13 protein-coding genes and 1 riboswitch are annotated in these 17671 nt (G+C 52.5%); of the genes, 8 read left to right on the top strand and 5 right to left on the bottom strand.

The window, feature by feature from the left end; all coding sequences use genetic code 11:
* Positions 1 to 60: 60 nt before the first annotated feature.
* From IMQ48_RS16110 to argE, 3 genes are all read right to left on the bottom strand, one after another.
* Positions 61 to 1794, bottom strand: a complete 1734-nt coding sequence (locus IMQ48_RS16110) for a phosphoethanolamine transferase CptA (protein ID WP_196209827.1) — start codon at positions 1792 to 1794, stop codon at positions 61 to 63.
* A 210-nt stretch (positions 1795 to 2004) separates the two neighbouring features.
* Positions 2005 to 4656 (bottom strand): phosphoenolpyruvate carboxylase, encoded by a 2652-nt coding sequence (gene ppc, locus IMQ48_RS16105; RefSeq protein ID WP_196209826.1) that lies wholly within the window; start codon positions 4654 to 4656, stop codon positions 2005 to 2007.
* A 281-nt stretch (positions 4657 to 4937) separates the two neighbouring features.
* Positions 4938 to 6089, bottom strand: a complete 1152-nt coding sequence (gene argE, locus IMQ48_RS16100; protein WP_196209825.1) for an acetylornithine deacetylase — start codon at positions 6087 to 6089, stop codon at positions 4938 to 4940.
* 155 nt (positions 6090 to 6244) lie between these two features.
* On the opposite strand from argE, the gene argC reads away from it, so the two are divergent.
* The 4 genes from argC (at position 6245) to oxyR (ending at position 10701) form a co-directional block, all read left to right on the top strand.
* A complete protein-coding gene (argC, locus tag IMQ48_RS16095) occupies positions 6245 to 7249 on the top strand; it encodes an N-acetyl-gamma-glutamyl-phosphate reductase (RefSeq protein WP_196209824.1) in 1005 nt (334 codons plus the stop codon).
* A 7-nt stretch (positions 7250 to 7256) separates the two neighbouring features.
* Positions 7257 to 8033 (top strand): acetylglutamate kinase, encoded by a 777-nt coding sequence (gene argB / locus IMQ48_RS16090; protein ID WP_196209823.1) that lies wholly within the window; start codon positions 7257 to 7259, stop codon positions 8031 to 8033.
* Between the two features lie 108 nt (positions 8034 to 8141).
* On the top strand, positions 8142 to 9515 hold the full coding sequence (gene argH / locus IMQ48_RS16085) for an argininosuccinate lyase (RefSeq protein ID WP_196209822.1): 1374 nt from the start codon (positions 8142 to 8144) through the stop codon (positions 9513 to 9515).
* Positions 9516 to 9783: 268 nt separating this feature from the next.
* Complete coding sequence (gene oxyR, locus IMQ48_RS16080; RefSeq protein WP_115259743.1) at positions 9784 to 10701, top strand: DNA-binding transcriptional regulator OxyR; 918 nt, start codon at positions 9784 to 9786, stop codon at positions 10699 to 10701.
* Here oxyR and sthA read toward each other — a convergent pair.
* A complete protein-coding gene (gene sthA, locus IMQ48_RS16075) occupies positions 10684 to 12084 on the bottom strand; it encodes a Si-specific NAD(P)(+) transhydrogenase (RefSeq protein ID WP_196209821.1) in 1401 nt (466 codons plus the stop codon). The genes oxyR and sthA overlap by 18 nt on opposite strands.
* A gap of 191 nt (positions 12085 to 12275) precedes the next feature.
* Between sthA and fabR the strand changes: the two genes are divergently transcribed.
* A complete protein-coding gene (fabR, locus tag IMQ48_RS16070; RefSeq protein WP_003028862.1) occupies positions 12276 to 12911 on the top strand; it encodes an HTH-type transcriptional repressor FabR in 636 nt (211 codons plus the stop codon).
* 15 nt (positions 12912 to 12926) lie between these two features.
* Positions 12927 to 13286: a YijD family membrane protein gene (locus IMQ48_RS16065; protein WP_003825114.1), complete on the top strand. Its 360-nt coding sequence runs from the start codon at positions 12927 to 12929 to the stop codon at positions 13284 to 13286.
* A 45-nt stretch (positions 13287 to 13331) separates the two neighbouring features.
* On the opposite strand, the gene trmA is transcribed toward IMQ48_RS16065, so the two are convergent.
* On the bottom strand, positions 13332 to 14432 hold the full coding sequence (trmA, locus tag IMQ48_RS16060; RefSeq protein WP_196209820.1) for a tRNA (uridine(54)-C5)-methyltransferase TrmA: 1101 nt from the start codon (positions 14430 to 14432) through the stop codon (positions 13332 to 13334).
* A 115-nt stretch (positions 14433 to 14547) separates the two neighbouring features.
* Positions 14548 to 14744, top strand: a riboswitch (cobalamin riboswitch).
* A gap of 64 nt (positions 14745 to 14808) precedes the next feature.
* On the opposite strand from trmA, the gene btuB reads away from it, so the two are divergent.
* Both btuB and murI read left to right on the top strand, forming a co-directional pair.
* On the top strand, positions 14809 to 16647 hold the full coding sequence (btuB, locus tag IMQ48_RS16055; RefSeq protein ID WP_196209819.1) for a TonB-dependent vitamin B12 receptor BtuB: 1839 nt from the start codon (positions 14809 to 14811) through the stop codon (positions 16645 to 16647).
* On the top strand, positions 16592 to 17446 hold the full coding sequence (gene murI, locus IMQ48_RS16050; RefSeq protein ID WP_196209818.1) for a glutamate racemase: 855 nt from the start codon (positions 16592 to 16594) through the stop codon (positions 17444 to 17446). Before btuB ends, murI begins: the two co-directional genes overlap by 56 nt.
* Positions 17447 to 17671 lie beyond the last annotated feature (225 nt).

Raw genomic sequence — 17671 nt, 5'->3', positions numbered from 1 at the left:
ACAGTAACGTTGATGATAAAAAAAGGCCACCCTAAAAGAGTGGCCTGATATAGCAAACTATCACTGATTACCGATTTGATCGCCGTAAGGTAGGGTATCGTAATCTATCAGAGCATTTTTCTTGTACGGATTACCAATCCAGCGGGTTGTCTCTTTGAACTGCGGGTTGGTAATGGCACGCGTCGGGTCGAATCCATCGTAGGTAAAGCCCGCTAAATCAGACCAGGTGTGGATAAGTTCAGAGCTGCTGTACTTACGATCAACATCTTGTGAGAAGTCATGCGGGTGTGCGGCCTGCCATTTTTCAGACGTCCATAGCAGGAACGGCACCGTATACATATGGCGCGTTGGGTTGTCTTCATTACGACCCTGTGTTTTATGCGGCGGCGTGTCATACACCTCTTCCCCATGATCGGAGAAGTAGAGCAGGAAGCCATTCGGATCGGTGGCTTTGTAGTCGTTAATCAGACTGGCAATGATGTGGTCGTTATACACATTGGCGCTGTCGTAGTCGTTGTAGGACTCCAGCTCATCGTTGCTCAGGCCTGCCGGGACGTTGTCGATATTGTTGTCGAATTTTCCCTGACCGTCCGGATAGCGGAATTTGTACTTAATATGCGTTCCCAGCAGATGAACGATGATGAACTTTTTCGGCGCCGGATCGGTCAGCACTTCTTTAAACGGTGCCAGCACGTTGCTGTCGTATTCACGCGCACTTTGGGTCCGCTGCTGATTCATATAGAACTGCTTATCCGTCTGCTTGGAAAATACGGTCAGCATGGTGTTACGGGCGGTCATCGTTTGCTGGTTGGTGATCCAGAAGGTCTTATAACCAGCCTGTTTCATCATGTTCATCAGCGACGGCTGTGTCAGATATAAATCCGGGTTCTTCTCGTTGGCGAAGGTCAGCGCCTGTTGCAGGATTTCAATGGTGTACGGACGTGAGGTCACGACATTATTGAATACGGTCAGATTAGGATCGGATTTGTGCAGTGCGTCGAGTTCTGGCGTGGTTTCCCGTGGGTAACCGTACAGGCTCATGCGTCCACGCTGAGTTGACTCCCCAATCACCAGCACCAGCGTGCGCGGGGCATCGCCAGAGTTGTCTTTGAAGTGTGCCAGCGGCGGCAGCGCGTTATTCTTATTTAGTAGACTGTTCAGAGAAGTCAGTTGCTGACGATACTGATAATAGCCCGAGATAAACTGCCACGGCGCGGCGGGTTCCATACGCGCAGCAAGACCATCCAGCGTTTGCTCGAAAGGTTTATGCTTAATAAACGTATTGACGGCCATCGGATGCAGAATCAAACCGTATAACAGCGCAAACGATACCAGATAACGCCAGGGAGAGGGAATATGAACCGGGCGCAGACGTGTCCACAGCAGAATCGCCACTGCGGTGTAGGCCAGCGCGACAAAAACGATCTTGAGGCTGAAATACTGGCTTAAATATTCACTGGCTTCATTTGCATTGGTCTCAAACATCACGTACAGCACGCTCTGTGAGAACTCCTGCCCGTAAATGACGTAATAGCTCAGCGCAGCGAGCGACGCAGCCCACAACATGACGCCAATGACGGCGGCAATAATACGGATTCGATTTGGAAATAAAAATACCGGGATCAGCCACAGAGAACTAAATAACAATGAGTCGCGTAATCCGGTCGAACCGCTGTAACCGCTAAAATAGATAATGCCCTGTAGTAATGAAGAAAAAAACCAAAAATAGAGAAGCGCCCAACCCAGGGCTTTCCAGCTAAACAGGGGTTTAGACTGGGGTGATAAGGATTGCATAGTGTGAGCCTGTTATTAATCGTGTCGCCAAGAGTAGCGGCTAAATCTTAAGGGGATCTGAAGCGTTGCGATGTTAGAAACGCATGTTGTTGATGATTCATTCATAAAATAAATGAATCAAGGGGGAGAAATATATTTGAAATGAAGTGGTTATGACAGCAGTTTTTTACGTCACCCCCGCGCAATAGCACGAGGGTGATAGGGACTTGCTTAACCGGTATTACGCATACCGGCAGCAACACCGGCGATGGTGACCATTAGCGCTTGTTCAACGCGCGGATCGGGCGCCTCACCTTGTTCTTCTGCCAGACGCGAACGGTGTAAAAGTTCAGCCTGTAACACGTTCAACGGATCGGTATAAATATTCCTTAACTGAATTGACTCGGCAATCCATGGCAGGTCGGCCATTAAATGCGAGTCGTTGGCAATCGCCAGCACCACGTTGATGTCGGCTTCCAGTCGATGGCGCAGTTCTTCGCCCAGCGGCCACAGCTCTTTTTTGACCAGTCGTTGATCGTAGTATTCCGCCAGCCACAGGTCCGCTTTCGAGAACACCATTTCCAGCATGCCAAGACGCGTGGAGAAGAATGGCCAGTCGCGGCACATCGCTTCAAGTTCGCTTTGTTTACCGTCTTCGACCACTTTTTGCAGTGCGGTACCAGCGCCCAGCCAGGCCGGGAGCATCAGACGGTTTTGTGTCCAGGCGAATATCCATGGAATGGCACGCAGAGATTCTACTCCGCCGGTCGGGCGGCGTTTAGCCGGACGTGAACCGAGCGGCAATTTACCCAGTTCCTGCTCGGGAGTTGCAGAGCGGAAGTAGGGAACAAAGTCTTTGTTCTCACGAACGTATCCCCGGTACAGCTCGCAGGAGATATCTGACAGCTCATCCATAATATGACACCAGCTGTCTTTCGGTTCTGGCGGTGGTAACAGGTTGGCTTCCAGGATTGCGGCGGTATATAGCGACAGGCTGCTGATGGTCACTTCCGGTAAACCGTATTTGAAGCGGATCATCTCTCCCTGTTCAGTGACGCGCAGTCCGCCTTTCAAGCTGCCTGGCGGCTGTGAGAGCAACGCCGCATGAGCCGGTGCGCCGCCGCGGCCAATAGAACCACCGCGACCATGGAACAACGTCAATTCAATGCCGGCTTTTTCGCAGGTTTTGATCAACGCATCCTGTGCCTGATATTGCGCCCAGGAAGCCGCCATAACGCCTGCGTCTTTTGCAGAGTCAGAGTAGCCAATCATAACCATCTGTTTGCCCTGAATCAGACCGCGATACCAGTCGATGTTCAACAGCTGAGTCATTACATCGTCAGCGTTGTTCAGGTCGTCCAGCGTTTCAAACAGCGGCGCTACCGGCATGGTAAAACCAATACCGGCTTCTTTCAGCAGCAGGTGAACGGCAAGCACGTCCGATGGTGTTTTCGCCATTGAGATAACGTAGGCAGCAATAGATCCATGAGGTGCTTCGGCGATCACCCGACAAGTGTCGAGCACTTCGCGAGTATCGTTACTCGGTTCCCAGCTGCGTGGGAGCAGTGGGCGCTTGGAGTTCAGTTCGCGGATCAGGAAGGCCTGTTTGTCTGCTTCTGACCAGCTTTCGTAGTCGCCAATGCCCAGATAACGGGTCAGCTCGCCCAATGCTTCAGTATGACGGGTGCTTTCTTGACGAATATCGATACGCACCAGCGGTACGCCAAAGCATTTCACCCGGCGCAGGGTATCGAGCAGTTCGCCATTGGCGATGATGCCCATACCGCAGGCTTGCAGTGACTGATAACACGCGTACAGCGGTTCCCATAGCTGCTCGTTTTGCGTTAACAGGCCAGCAGGTTTCGGCAATTTTTCGCCTTTCAGGCGCGCTTCCAGCCAGGCCTGGGTCGTCATCAAACGCGAACGCAGCATTTTCATCAGGTGGCGGTAAGGTTCTGCCGCCCCTTCTTCACCTACCAGCGCTAATAGCTCAGGTGTGGCATCGACCATCGACAGCTCGGAAACCAGAAACTGAATGTCTTTCAGGAACAGGTCGGTCGCTTTCCAGCGGCTGAGCAGCAGTACATGACGGGTGATATCTGCCGTTACGTTCGGGTTGCCGTCACGGTCGCCGCCCATCCAGGAGGTGAATCGGACCGGGACAAAATCGACGGGCAGCTTGTAGTTCAGATGCTCTTCCAGCTGTTCGTTCAGTTCGCGCAGATAGTTCGGCACACCTTCCCACAGGCTATTTTCAACCACGGCGAAGCCCCATTTGGCTTCATCAACCGGGCTGGGACGCAGTTTACGGATTTCATCCGTATGCCAGGACTGGGCGATTAACTGGCGCAGGCGGCGCATCAGCTGGTGGCGTTCGTAATCGACGATGTCTTTGTTATCAAGCTGCTTGAGACACGCGTTTACCTCGCCCATTTTATGGATCAACGTACGGCGGGTAATTTCGGTCGGGTGGGCGGTCAGCACCAGCTCCAGAGAAAGCGATTCCACGGCTTTTTTGATTGTCGCTTCATCGAGGTTGGGCTGGTCTTTCAGTTTACGCAGGGTACGGGCAATCACTTCCGGGTTGCTGGCAGCTTCGCCTTTTGGCGAAATGCTGTGGTACTGCTCGGCGGTATTGGCCAGGTTCAGGAACTGACTAAACGCGCGGGCAACTGGCAGCAGTTCGTCGTTGGAAAGATTCTGCAGCGTAGTGAGCAGCTCCTGACGGTTTGCTTCATTGCCAGCGCGGGATGATTTAGACAGCTTACGGATTGTTTCTACGCGATCGAGAATGTTCTCTCCCAGCGCATCCTTGATGGTTTCTCCCAGCACTTTGCCGAGCATACTGACATTACTACGCAACGCGGAATATTGTTCGTTCATATTAACCCAGACACCCCATCTTTATTTGTAAATGCCCTGTATCTTTCGCGCCGCAGCGGCGTTGGCTGCAACGCGAAATCTTTCGGACTTAACTTTTTAGTCGTCTTTTATAAAGCCACGTAAAACACCTGACGTCAATTGCTGCGAAATCGGTTCAGCAAACGAAAAAATGGCGGGAATTTACGTTATTTAATTCACATCGCGTCAAATAAGCGTTGCTTATGCAAATGTTAAAAAAAACGCCTCGCTTACCACCAAAGGATTAGCGAGGCGACGTTCGGTTAATGCCAGCAAAAATGATGCACAACCTGGGTAATTAATTCGCGGGTTGGCTTAATGAAGCGTGTTTCCAGATATTCATCTGGTTGATGTGCCTGATTAATGGAACCCGGTCCCAGTACTAGCGTCGGGCACAGCGTCTGGATAAACGGCGCCTCGGTGCAGTAGTTCACCACGTCGGTTTTCTCGCCGAGCAGTTTTTCCACTACCTCGACCAGTTGGTGATCCGGCGGGCATTCGTAACCCGGGATCGGCGGGTGCAGCTCGGAAACCGTTAGTCGGCCAGGCCAGCGCTCGCTCACCGGGGCCAGCGCCTCCGTCAGTAAGCCATTCAGGTCGCTTAACGTCATTCCCGGCAACGGGCGGATATCCATATGCAGTTCGCAGCAGGCGCAAATACGGTTGGAGGCATCGCCGCCATGCAGGCTGCCGAGGTTCAGCGTCGGGTAAGGCACGGTGAATGAATCGTGGTGATAGCGTGCTTTCAGTGAGTCGCGCAACTGCATAATGTGGCCGATGGCATCGTGCATCAGTTCAATGGCGTTCACGCCGCGCGCCGGATCGCTGGAGTGTCCTGACTGGCCGAGCACGCGTACCGCCGTGGAAATATGGCCTTTGTGCGCGCGAATTGGCTGCAGGGACGTTGGCTCACCGATGATCGCGCAATCCGGGCGAATCGCTGTGTTTTCAGAGAAGTAACGTGCGCCCGCCATACTGGTTTCTTCATCGGCGGTGGCCAAGATGTAGAGTGGCTTTTTCAGCTGTTTCACATCGACATCACGCAGCGCATCGAGGATAAATGCGAAGAAGCCTTTCATATCCGCCGTCCCCAGCCCGTAGAGCTTATTGTCATGCTCGGTCAGGGTGAACGGATCGCGCGTCCAGCGTCCGTCGTCAAACGGTACGGTGTCGGTATGACCGGCGAGCAGCAGGCCACCGGCACCGGTGCCAGTACTCGCCAGCATATTGAATTTATTGCGGGTGCCGGGAACCGGTTGTACCTCAACGCTGAAGCCTAAATCTTTGAACCAATCCGCCAGCAGAGTGATTAAACCTGCATTACTTTGATCGAGCGCTTCTTCGGTGGCGCTAATCGACGGTGTGGCAATCAGAGCGCGGTAAATCTCGATAAATGGCGGTAAATTGTTTTTCATTGTTGACACACCTCGGGTCATGATAGTATCAATATTCATGCAGTATTTGTGAATAAAAATACAATAATGTTGAGCGTAATAAAACCCACCAAGTGTAAGGTGAGGTGATAAAGGCTTATACCTGGCAACCGAATCTAAGAAGGTGAACAGCCCCGATGTTGAATACGCTGATTGTGGGCGCCAGTGGCTATGCTGGTGCAGAGCTTGTGACCTATGTAAATCGCCATCCTGATATGACCATAACCGCTTTGACTGTCTCAGCGCAAAGCAATGATGCAGGAAAGTTAATCTCTGATTTACATCCGCAGTTAAAGGGCATTGTCGATTTGCCATTGCAACCCATGTCGGATATCAGCGAGTTTAGCGCAGGGGTAGATGTTGTGTTCCTCGCGACGGCCCATGAGGTCAGCCATGACCTGGCACCACTGTTTCTGCAGGCCGGTTGTGTGGTGTTCGACCTCTCCGGTGCATTCCGTGTAAACGACGGCACCTTCTATGAAAAATATTATGGCTTTACTCATCAGCATCCTGAGCTGCTGGAGCAAGCGGTCTACGGGCTGGCGGAGTGGAGTGCAAGCAAGCTAAAAGACGCGAATCTGATTGCCGTACCGGGTTGCTATCCCACGGCGGCGCAGTTGTCGCTCAAACCGCTGATTGATGCAGACCTGCTTGATCTCAGCCAGTGGCCGGTGATTAACGCCACCAGTGGTGTGAGCGGAGCAGGACGTAAAGCTGCCATCTCGAACAGTTTCTGTGAAGTTAGCTTGCAGCCGTATGGCGTGTTTACCCACCGCCATCAACCGGAAATCGCCACACATTTGGGGGCGGACGTGATTTTCACCCCGCATCTGGGCAACTTCCCGCGTGGGATACTGGAAACCATCACCTGTCGTCTGAAGCCGGGTGTGACCCATGCGCAGGTGGCGCAAACGCTGCAGCAGGCCTATGGTGATAAACCTCTGGTTCGCCTGTATGACAACGGCGTTCCGGCCCTGAAAAATGTGGTGGGGCTGCCGTTCTGCGATATCGGCTTTGCCGTGCAGGGCGAGCATCTGATTGTGGTGGCAACCGAAGACAATTTATTGAAAGGCGCTGCCGCACAGGCGATGCAGTGCGCAAATATCCGTTTCGGCTTTGCTGAAACGCAGTCTCTTCTTTAAGGGTGCAATGATGAATCCATTAATTATCAAGCTGGGCGGCGTTTTACTGGATAGCGAAGAGGCGCTGGAGCGTCTGTTTACCGCACTGGTAAATTATCGCGAGTCGCACCAGCGTCCGCTGGTCATTGTTCACGGTGGCGGCTGCGTGGTTGATGAGCTGATGAAAGGGCTCAACTTGCCGGTGACAAAGAAAAATGGTCTGCGCGTGACACCAGCTGACCAGATCGACATCATTACTGGCGCCCTGGCCGGAACAGCGAATAAAACGCTGCTGGCGTGGGCGAAGAAACACCATATTGACGCTGTCGGTCTGTACCTTGGCGATGGCGACAGCGTAAAAGTGACCCAGCTCGATGTAGCGTTAGGTCACGTTGGGCTGGCACAGCCGGGTTCGCCTAAGCTGATTAACACGCTGCTGGAAAACGGTTTTCTGCCGGTGGTCAGCTCAATTGGCGTAACGAAAGAAGGGCAACTGATGAACGTCAATGCCGATCAGGCAGCGACGGCGCTGGCGGCAACGTTGGGCGCGGATCTGATTCTGTTGTCTGACGTCAGCGGTATTCTGGATGGTAAAGGTCAGCGGATCGCCGAAATGACCGCCGCCAAAGCAGAGCAGTTGATCGAACAAGGTATTATTACCGATGGCATGATTGTGAAGGTGAACGCGGCGCTGGATGCGGCACGTACTCTGGGACGTCCGGTAGATATCGCTTCCTGGCGTCATGCCGAACAACTCCCGGCACTGTTTAACGGCACGCCGATCGGTACCCGTATTCTGGCTTAACTACTACTGTGCCGGATGGCGGCTTCGCCTTACCCGGCCTGCATGGGTTTTGTAGGCCCGGTAAGCGTTGCGCCACCGGGCAAAAATATCATATTAAGGAAATTCGTTATGGCACTTTGGGGTGGGCGTTTTACACAGGCAGCAGATCAGCGGTTCAAACAGTTCAACGACTCTTTGCGCTTCGACTACCGCCTGGCCGAACAAGATATCGTCGGCTCTGTGGCCTGGTCCAAAGCGCTGGTCACGGTCGGCGTGTTGACCTCCGATGAACAACTTCAGCTGGAAGAGGCGCTCAATAATCTGCTGGAAGAGGTGCGGCTCGACCCACAGCAGATCCTGCAAAGTGATGCGGAAGATATTCACAGTTGGGTAGAAGGCAAGCTCATCGATAAAGTCGGTCAACTGGGTAAAAAACTGCATACCGGGCGTAGCCGTAATGACCAGGTGGCAACCGATCTTAAACTGTGGTGCAAAGACACGGTGCTTGAATTGTTGTCTGCTAACCGTCAGTTGCAAAGCGCGTTGGTAGTGACGGCAGAGAATAACCAGGATGCCGTTATGCCGGGTTATACGCACCTGCAGCGTGCGCAGCCGGTGACGTTTGCTCACTGGTGTCTGGCCTATGTTGAAATGCTGGCGCGTGATGAAAGCCGCTTGCAGGATGCGCTCAAGCGTCTGGACGTCAGCCCGTTAGGTTGTGGCGCGCTGGCGGGTACTGCCTATGAAATCGATCGTGAACAACTGGCCGACTGGCTGGGCTTTGCCTCGGCGACTCGCAACAGTCTGGACAGCGTTTCTGACCGTGACCACGTGCTGGAACTCCTCTCGGATGCTTCTATCGGTATGGTTCACCTGTCACGCTTTGCTGAAGATCTGATTTTCTTTAATACCGGGGAAGCCGGTTTTGTAGAACTGTCCGATCGCGTAACTTCCGGCTCATCATTAATGCCGCAGAAGAAAAATCCGGATGCCTTAGAACTGATTCGTGGCAAATGTGGCCGCGTACAAGGTGCGTTGACCGGCATGATGATGACGCTGAAAGGACTGCCGCTGGCGTATAACAAGGATATGCAGGAAGACAAAGAAGGGCTGTTCGACGCACTCGATACCTGGCTGGATTGCCTGCATATGGCGGTGCTGGTGCTGGAAGGTATTCAGGTTAAACGCCCACGCTGCCAGGAGGCTGCACAGCAGGGCTATGCCAACGCTACTGAGCTGGCCGATTATCTGGTGGCAAAAGGTGTACCGTTCCGCGAAGCGCACCATATTGTGGGTGAAACGGTAGTGGAGGCGATTCGTCAGGGTAAACCGCTGGAAGCACTGTCACTGGCTGATTTGCAAAAATTTAGCGCGGTGATTGGCGATGACGTGTACCCGATCCTCTCGCTGCAGTCGTGCCTCGACAAGCGTGCGGCGAAAGGTGGCGTTTCACCACAGCAGGTGGCGCAGGCGATCGGCTACGCGAAGGCACGTCTGGCGTAACGTGTGTTTTGCCGGATGGTTATCTGAGCCTGGCTTCAAGCCGGGCTTTTTTATGCAAAAAAAAGCGGACCAGAGGTCCGCAAATGTTCACGTTGGCTTTAGTTATTTCGAGTATGAGATCAGATCTCTTAACGGGCAGTGGCTTCAAGGGTTAAAGGGGTCTGCGCCGTTTCTGTGGTGCATTATTAAACAGAATACTTGATAGGGATAATCGTTCGTTGCTATTCTACCTATCGCTACGAACTATCGTGGCAATGGAGGATGAATAATGAATATTCGTGATCTTGAATACCTGGTAGCACTCGCCGAACACCGTCACTTCCGACGAGCGGCAGACTCCTGTCACGTCAGCCAGCCAACGCTGAGTGGGCAAATCCGCAAACTCGAAGATGAGCTTGGCGTTATGTTGCTGGAGCGTACGAGTCGTAAAGTGCTGTTCACTCAAGCGGGTTTACTGCTGGTGGATCAGGCGCGCACCGTGTTGCGCGAGGTCAAAGTGCTCAAGGAGATGGCAAGCCAACAGGGTGAGACAATGTCTGGCCCGCTGCATATTGGTTTGATCCCTACGGTAGGACCTTACCTACTGCCGCATATTATTCCTATGTTGCACCAGACCTTCCCGAAACTGGAAATGTACCTGCATGAAGCGCAAACGCATCAGCTGTTGGCACAATTGGACAGCGGTAAACTCGACTGTGTGATTCTGGCTCTGGTGAAAGAGAGTGAGGCGTTTATCGAGGTACCGCTGTTTGATGAGCCAATGATGTTGGCGATCTATGAAGATCATCCATGGGCAAACCGTGACCGCGTACCGATGTCCGATCTGGCAGGTGAAAAACTGTTAATGCTCGAAGATGGTCACTGTTTGCGCGATCAGGCGATGGGATTCTGTTTTGAAGCCGGTGCTGATGAAGATACCCATTTCCGGGCAACCAGTCTGGAAACGCTGCGTAACATGGTGGCAGCAGGCAGCGGGATTACTTTACTGCCCGCGCTGGCTGTCCCACCGGAGCGTAAGCGTGATGGTGTGGTCTATGTGCCGTGCATTAAGCCAGAACCGCGTCGTACCATTGGTCTGGTATACCGTCCGGGTTCGCCACTGCGTAGCCGTTATGAACAGCTGGCAGAGGCCATCCGTGGTGCAATGGATGGCCATTTCGACAACACATTAAAACAGGCGGTTTAAGCCGTTCAGTGCAGCTACCCGATAAGCTTCAGCCATGGTTGGGTAGTTAAAGGTGGTGTTAACGAAGTACTCGATGGTGTTACCACCACCTTTTTGCTCCATTATTGCCTGACCGATATGAATAATTTCGGCAGCGCGTTCACCAAAGCAGTGGATCCCTAAAATCTCTTTGGTCTCCCGATGGAACAGAATCTTCAATGTTCCGACACTCATCCCGACGATTTGTGCGCGAGCCAGATGTTTAAACTGTGCACGGCCGACTTCGTAAGGGACTTTCATTGACGTCAGTTGTTGTTCAGTCTTACCGACGGAGCTGATCTCGGGAATGGTGTAAATACCGGTCGGGATATCTTCGATCAGGTGCGCGGTAGCCTCACCTTTCACCAACGCCTGGGCGGCAATACGGCCCTGATCGTAAGCTGCGGAGGCAAGGCTTGGATAACCGATCACATCCCCCACGGCGTACACATGCGGCAGCGCCGTCTGGTACATGCTGTTCACTTTTAGCTGGCCGCGGCTGTCCGTCTTCAGGCCAATATTCTCCAGCGCTAACGAATCGGTGTTACCGGTACGACCGTTGGCGTACAGCAGGCAGTCGGCTTTCAGTTTCTTCCCGGATTTCAGGTGCATGATGACGCCATCATCGCAGCCTTCAATTTTCTCGTACTCTTCGTTATGGCGAATCACCACGCCGCTGTTCCAGAAGTGATAAGACAACGAGTCGGACATCTCCTGATCAAGAAACGCCAGCAGACGGTCGCGGGTGTTGATCAAATCAACTTTGACGTCCATTCCCCGAAAGATCGACGCATATTCACAGCCAATGACGCCCGCGCCATAGATCAGAACATGGCGAGGTTCATGGTGCAAACTGAGAATGGAATCGCTATCGTAAACGCGCGGGTGTGAAAAATCGACGTCAGTCGGGTGGTAGGGGCGAGAGCCACAGGCAATAACAAATTTATCCGCTGTGAGCGTTTCTACCGTACCGTCGTGGCACTCCAGGGCAAGGGTGTGCTCGTCAACAAAACGGGCGTTTCCCTGCAAAATTTCGCAGTGGTTACGCTCGTAAAAACCTTGCCGCATACGGGTTTGCTGGTTAATGACGTTATCGGCATGGTTAAGAATATCGGCAAAAGAAGAGCGAAGAAGCCGGGAATGGTCGCTGTAGAGTGGGTTTTGGTTGAATTCAATGATACGGCTAACGGCGTGGCGGAGCGCTTTTGACGGGATGGTACCCCAGTGGGTACAACCGCCGCCGACGTTATGATAGCGCTCAATAACGGCAACGCGCGCACCTTGCTTAACCAGACCCATTGCAGCGCCTTCGCCGCCGGGGCCGGAACCTATTACTATTGCATCGTAATCGTAGGAATGTGACATGGTCAGGCTTACCTGTTCTTATACATAAAAGCAACAGAATAGTAACATCGTTGTTGGGATAACCCAATTATCGTTGTGCTTTTTTGCGAAGCCGAAGCACAAACTGCGCGTAAACAATCGTTCACAAAGCCATGCCAACCGCCTAATCTCTGGTATAGTGCCAGCAAGCTATAAGGAAGGATTCAGACATCGTGATGGGCGTTAGAGCGCAACAAAAAGAAAAAACCCGGCGTTCGCTGGTCGAAGCCGCATTTAGTCAATTGAGCGCAGAGCGGAGTTTTGCCAGCCTCAGTTTACGAGAAGTTGCTCGTGAAGCGGGCATTGCGCCAACCTCATTTTATCGCCATTTTCGCGATGTGGATGAACTCGGCCTGACGATGGTGGATGAGAGTGGCCTGATGCTACGCCAGTTGATGCGTCAGGCGCGTCAACGCATCGCCAAGGGCGGCAGTGTGATCCGCACCTCGGTCTCAACATTTATGGAGTTCATCGGCAACAATCCTAACGCCTTCCGTTTATTATTGCGCGAGCGGTCTGGTACCTCCGCGGCATTTCGTGCCGCAGTGGCTCGCGAAATTCAGCATTTCATTGCGGAACTTGCGGACTATCTGGAACTCGAAAACCATATGCCTCGTGCGTTTACTGAAGCACAAGCCGAAGCCATGGTGACGATTGTTTTCAGTGCGGGGGCAGAAGCGCTGGATGTTGGCGCCGAACAGCGTCGACAACTGGAAGAGCGGCTGGTATTGCAATTGCGCATGATCGCCAAGGGCGCATTTTATTGGTACCGCCGTGAACAAGAGAAGATGACGCATCACTCCGAGTAACGAGAAGGACGAGCAATGAAACAGTCAGGTCAAGATAAAGGTACGCTGCTGCTGGCGCTGGTTGCTGGCTTATCGATCAATGGCACATTCGCGGCGCTGTTTAGCTCCATTGTGCCATTCTCCGTATTCCCCATTATTTCGCTGGTGCTGACAGTTTACTGCCTGCATCAACGTTACCAGAATCGCACAATGCCTGTGGGGCTGCCGGGTCTGGCTGCGGCCTGTTTTATTCTTGGCGTTCTGTTGTACAGCACCGTGGTGCGTGCGGAATATCCGGATATCGGCTCGAACTTCTTCCCGGCGGTCCTGTCTGTGATTCTGGTGTTCTGGATCGGCTTTAAGGTGCGTAACCGTAAGCAAGAAATTGCGGAATAGTATTTGTAGGCCGGGGGCGCTTCGCTTGCTCGGCCTACAAAAAAATCACTTCGCGGTCAGTAATACTCCGCACTCCATATGGTGCGTATACGGGAACTGATCGAATAGCGCCAGACGTGACACATTGTGCGTCTGGCTCAATGTTTCCAGGTTCTTACACAGCGTCTCCGGGTTGCAGGAGATGTACAGAATTCGCGGATACGCCTGCACCATCTTCTCCGTTTCGTTGTCCAGACCGCTACGCGGTGGGTCAACAAAAATGGTCTCACACTGGTAACTCTTCAGATCGATACCCTGCAAACGGTTGAACTCACGCACGCCGTTCATCGCCTGGGTAAATTCTTCGGCTGCCATACGAATAATTTGCACGTTATCAATATGGTTAGCCGCAATGTTGTACTGTGCAGCAGCCACGGACGGTTTGGCGATTTCGGTGGCCAGTACGCGGTTAAAGTTCTGCGCCAGCGCTAACGAGAAGTTGCCATTACCACAGTACAGCTCAAGCAGGTCGCCCTGCGAATCTGTGGTGACATCAATCGCCCATTCCAGCATTTGAATGTTCATGGCGGCATTCGGTTGGGTAAAGCTGTTCTCAACCTGGCGATAGATAATCTCTTTACCCGCAACCGGCAAACGTTCGTCGATGTAATCCTGGTCCAGCTCGATTTTAGTTTTGGTGGCCCGGCCAATCAGATGCACGTTCAGGTTTTGCGCGCGCAGCGCATCTCGCAACGCCTCGGCTTCCTGACGCCATTCGTCATCTAATTTTTTATGGTACAGCATGGAGACTACCGCCTGATTGCTCATGGTAGTGAGGTAATCAATCTGGAACAATTTATGACGCAGGATGTGGTTGTGGCGAACCCCTTCTATCACGGCCGTCATCAGCGAATTGATGAGTTCGCTGGCTGCCGGAAAGCTGTCGACACGAATACGGCTTTTGGTCTGCTGGTCGAACATGATGTGGTACAGGTCATCGCCGTCGTGCCAGATGCGAAACTCAGCGCGCATACGATAATGGCTAACCGGCGAGCGAAACACTTCCGGAGCCTGATCGGTAAAGGGCGTCATTAAGCTCTGCAAACGTGCCACTTTTTCGTCCAGCTGCGCGTCATACTGTTCTGTCGGAAGGTGTTCGGGGGTCATGATGCATCCTGAAAAATAAAAGTACGCGGGGATTGTAGGGATTGCTCAACAGATGTCCAGTCATTGATGATTTCCTATATTGTGACGTGCGGTCTGGACAGTGGGTTGTAACAAACTGTAGCATCCGCGTTCCGGTCCTGTGAGTTAAAAGGGAATCCAGTGTAAATCTGGAGCTGACGCGCAGCGGTAAGGAAAGGTGAAATGAGAGCGTAAGCAGACACTGCCTGTGGGTGGGAAGTCTTCATTTCTTTTTATTCTCTATCCTGAATAACCTTCCAAGCCCGAAGACCTGCCGGTTAACGTCGCATCTGGTTTTCATCATCGCGTACTATCGGTGGGACCTGCGGCATCCTTCTTATATTGTGGATGCTTTACAATGATTAAAAAATCATTGCTGCTGACGGCACTTTCCGTCGCGGCATTTTCTGGTTGGGCGCAGGATGCTAGCCCGGATACTCTCGTCGTTACTGCTAACCGTTTTCAGCAACCTCTTAGCGCAGTGCTTGCTCCCATCACCGTTGTTACGCGTCAGGAAATCGATCGCTGGCAATCCACCTCTGTGAATGACGTTCTTCGCCGCCTGCCAGGTGTTGATATCGCGCAATACGGTGGTATGGGACAAAATTCGTCTATTTCTATTCGTGGGACTAACGCCAGCCATGTACTGGTGCTGATTGACGGCGTGCGTCTGAACTTAGCGGGCGTGAGCGGTGCCGCCGATCTCAGCCAGTTCCCGGTATCACTGGTGCAACGCATTGAATATATTCGCGGGCCGCGTTCTGCTGTTTATGGTTCTGATGCGATTGGTGGCGTGGTGAATATCATTACCACACGCGAAAACCCGGGGACGGAATTGACCGCCGGTGTGGGCAGTAATGGTTATCAGAATTACGACATTTCGACGCAGCAACAGCTCGGTGAGAATACGCGCGTGACGCTGATGGGGGATTATGCCTATACCAAAGGTTTTGACGTTGTCGCCTACGGCAGCACTGGTGAGCAAGCGCAGCCCGACAAAGATGGTTTTTTAAGTAAGACGCTGTATGGCGCACTGGAACATAACTTCTCTGACACCTGGAGCGGGTTTGTGCGCGGCTATGGCTATGATAACCGTACCAATTATGACTCCTATTATTCTCCGGGCACGCCGTTAGTCGATACCCGTAAGCTCTATAGCCAAAGCTGGGATGCCGGACTGCGCTTTAATGGCGAGCAAATCCAGTCACAGCTTGTTTCCAGCTACAGCCATAGCAAAGACTACAACTATGACCCGGACTATGGTCGCTACGACTCCTCGGCAACCCTGGATGAGATGAAGCAATATAATCTTCAGTGGTCAAACAGTATGGTGGTTGGCCACGGTAATGTGGGTGCTGGCGTCGACTGGCAAAAGCAAACAACAGAGCCAGGCACCGGGTATGTTACGGATGGCTACGATCAGCGTAATACCGGTCTTTATCTGACCGGATTGCAACAGCTCGGCGATTTCACCTTCGAAGGCGCAGCGCGCAGTGACGACAATTCCCAGTTTGGTCGTCATGGTACATGGCAAACCAGCGCCGGCTGGGCGTTTATTGACGGTTATCGTTTTATTGCTTCTTATGGTACCTCTTACAAAGCACCTAATCTGGGGCAGCTGTACGGTATGTATGGCAATGCAAACCTTGATCCTGAAGAGAGCAAGCAGTGGGAAGGGGCGTTTGAAGGGTTAACAGCGGATGTAAACTGGCGTTTGTCAGGATATCGCAACGATATCGATAACATGATCGATTATGACCCCCACACTCTGAAATACTATAACGAAGGGAAAGTGCGGATTAAAGGCGTTGAAGCGACGGCGAGTTTCGATACGGGTCCGCTGGCGCATACGCTGAGCTATGACTATGTCGATGCGCGTAATGCGATTACGGACAAGCCGCTGGCCCGCCGTTCCAAACAGCAGGTGAAGTATCAGCTCGACTGGCAGGTCTATGATTTTGACTGGGGCCTGACGTATCAATATCTGGGAACACGATATGACAAGGACTATGTCACTAACCAGCCGGTAAAATTGGGTGGAGTGAGTTTGTGGGATCTGGCAGTGTCATATCCGATCACCTCACAGCTGACAGTTCGTGGTAAAATCGCCAACCTGTTCGATAAAGATTACGAGACAGTTTATGGCTACCCAACTGCAGGACGGGAATACACCTTGTCTGGCAGCTACACCTTCTGATCCACGTCCCACCGTGCTGGTGTTTGATTCCGGCGTCGGTGGGTTGTCGGTCTATAACGAGATCCGCAACCTCTTGCCGGATCTCCACTATATATACGCTTTCGATAACGTCGCCTTTCCTTATGGAGAGAAGAGCGAGGAGTTTATTGTCGAGCGTGTTGTTGAGATTGTGACTGCGGTTCAGCAGCGCTACCCTCTTTCACTGGCTGTTATCGCCTGCAATACCGCCAGCACGGTGTCACTCCCTGCGCTACGTGAAAAGTTCGCCTTCCCGGTCGTCGGCGTGGTACCTGCGATTAAACCGGCGGCGCGCCTTACGGCTAACGGTGTAGTGGGGTTGTTGGCTACGCGTGCGACGGTGAAGCGTTCATATACGCATGAGCTGATTGCGCGCTTTGCGAACGAGTGTCAGATTGCGATGTTGGGTTCCGCTGAGCTGGTGGAACTAGCAGAAGCTAAGCTGCACGGAGAAGCGGTTCCTCTGGATGAGTTGCGGCGCATTCTGCGTCCATGGCTGCGGATGTCGGAACCGCCGGATACGGTTGTTCTCGGATGTACGCATTTCCCTCTATTACAAGAAGAACTTTTACAGGTTCTACCTGAAGGGACGCGACTGGTGGATTCCGGTGCCGCGATTGCGCGCCGTACAGCCTGGTTGCTAGAGCATGAATCCCCTGACGCAAAATCAGCTGACGAAAACATCGCTTTTTGCATGGCAATGACGCCTGAGGCTGAACAATTATTGCCAGTACTCCAGCGTTACGGCTTCAAAACGCTCGAAAAACTGGCAGTTTTATGAGTTTTGATGAAATAATGCGCACTCGGAAAATTATTTTAAATTTCCGCTTGTCAGCCTGAAATAACTCCCTATAATGCGCCTCCACTGACACGGAATAACGGATTACAAGCCGCCGGGTCAGCGGGGTTCCAGTGAGAACCTCGCGGAGAAAAGCAAAATAAAAGCTTGACTTCGTAGCGGGATGGCGTAATATGCACACCCCGCGCCGCTGAGAAAAAGCGAAGC

Origin of the sequence: Citrobacter sp. Res13-Sevr-PEB04-36 (assembly GCF_015672735.1) — a bacterium.
In the GTDB taxonomy this organism is placed as follows: Bacteria; Pseudomonadota; Gammaproteobacteria; order Enterobacterales; family Enterobacteriaceae; genus Citrobacter.
The sequence above is the reverse complement of the archived record's forward strand: the minus strand, read 5'-3'. Positions and strand labels throughout refer to the sequence as shown.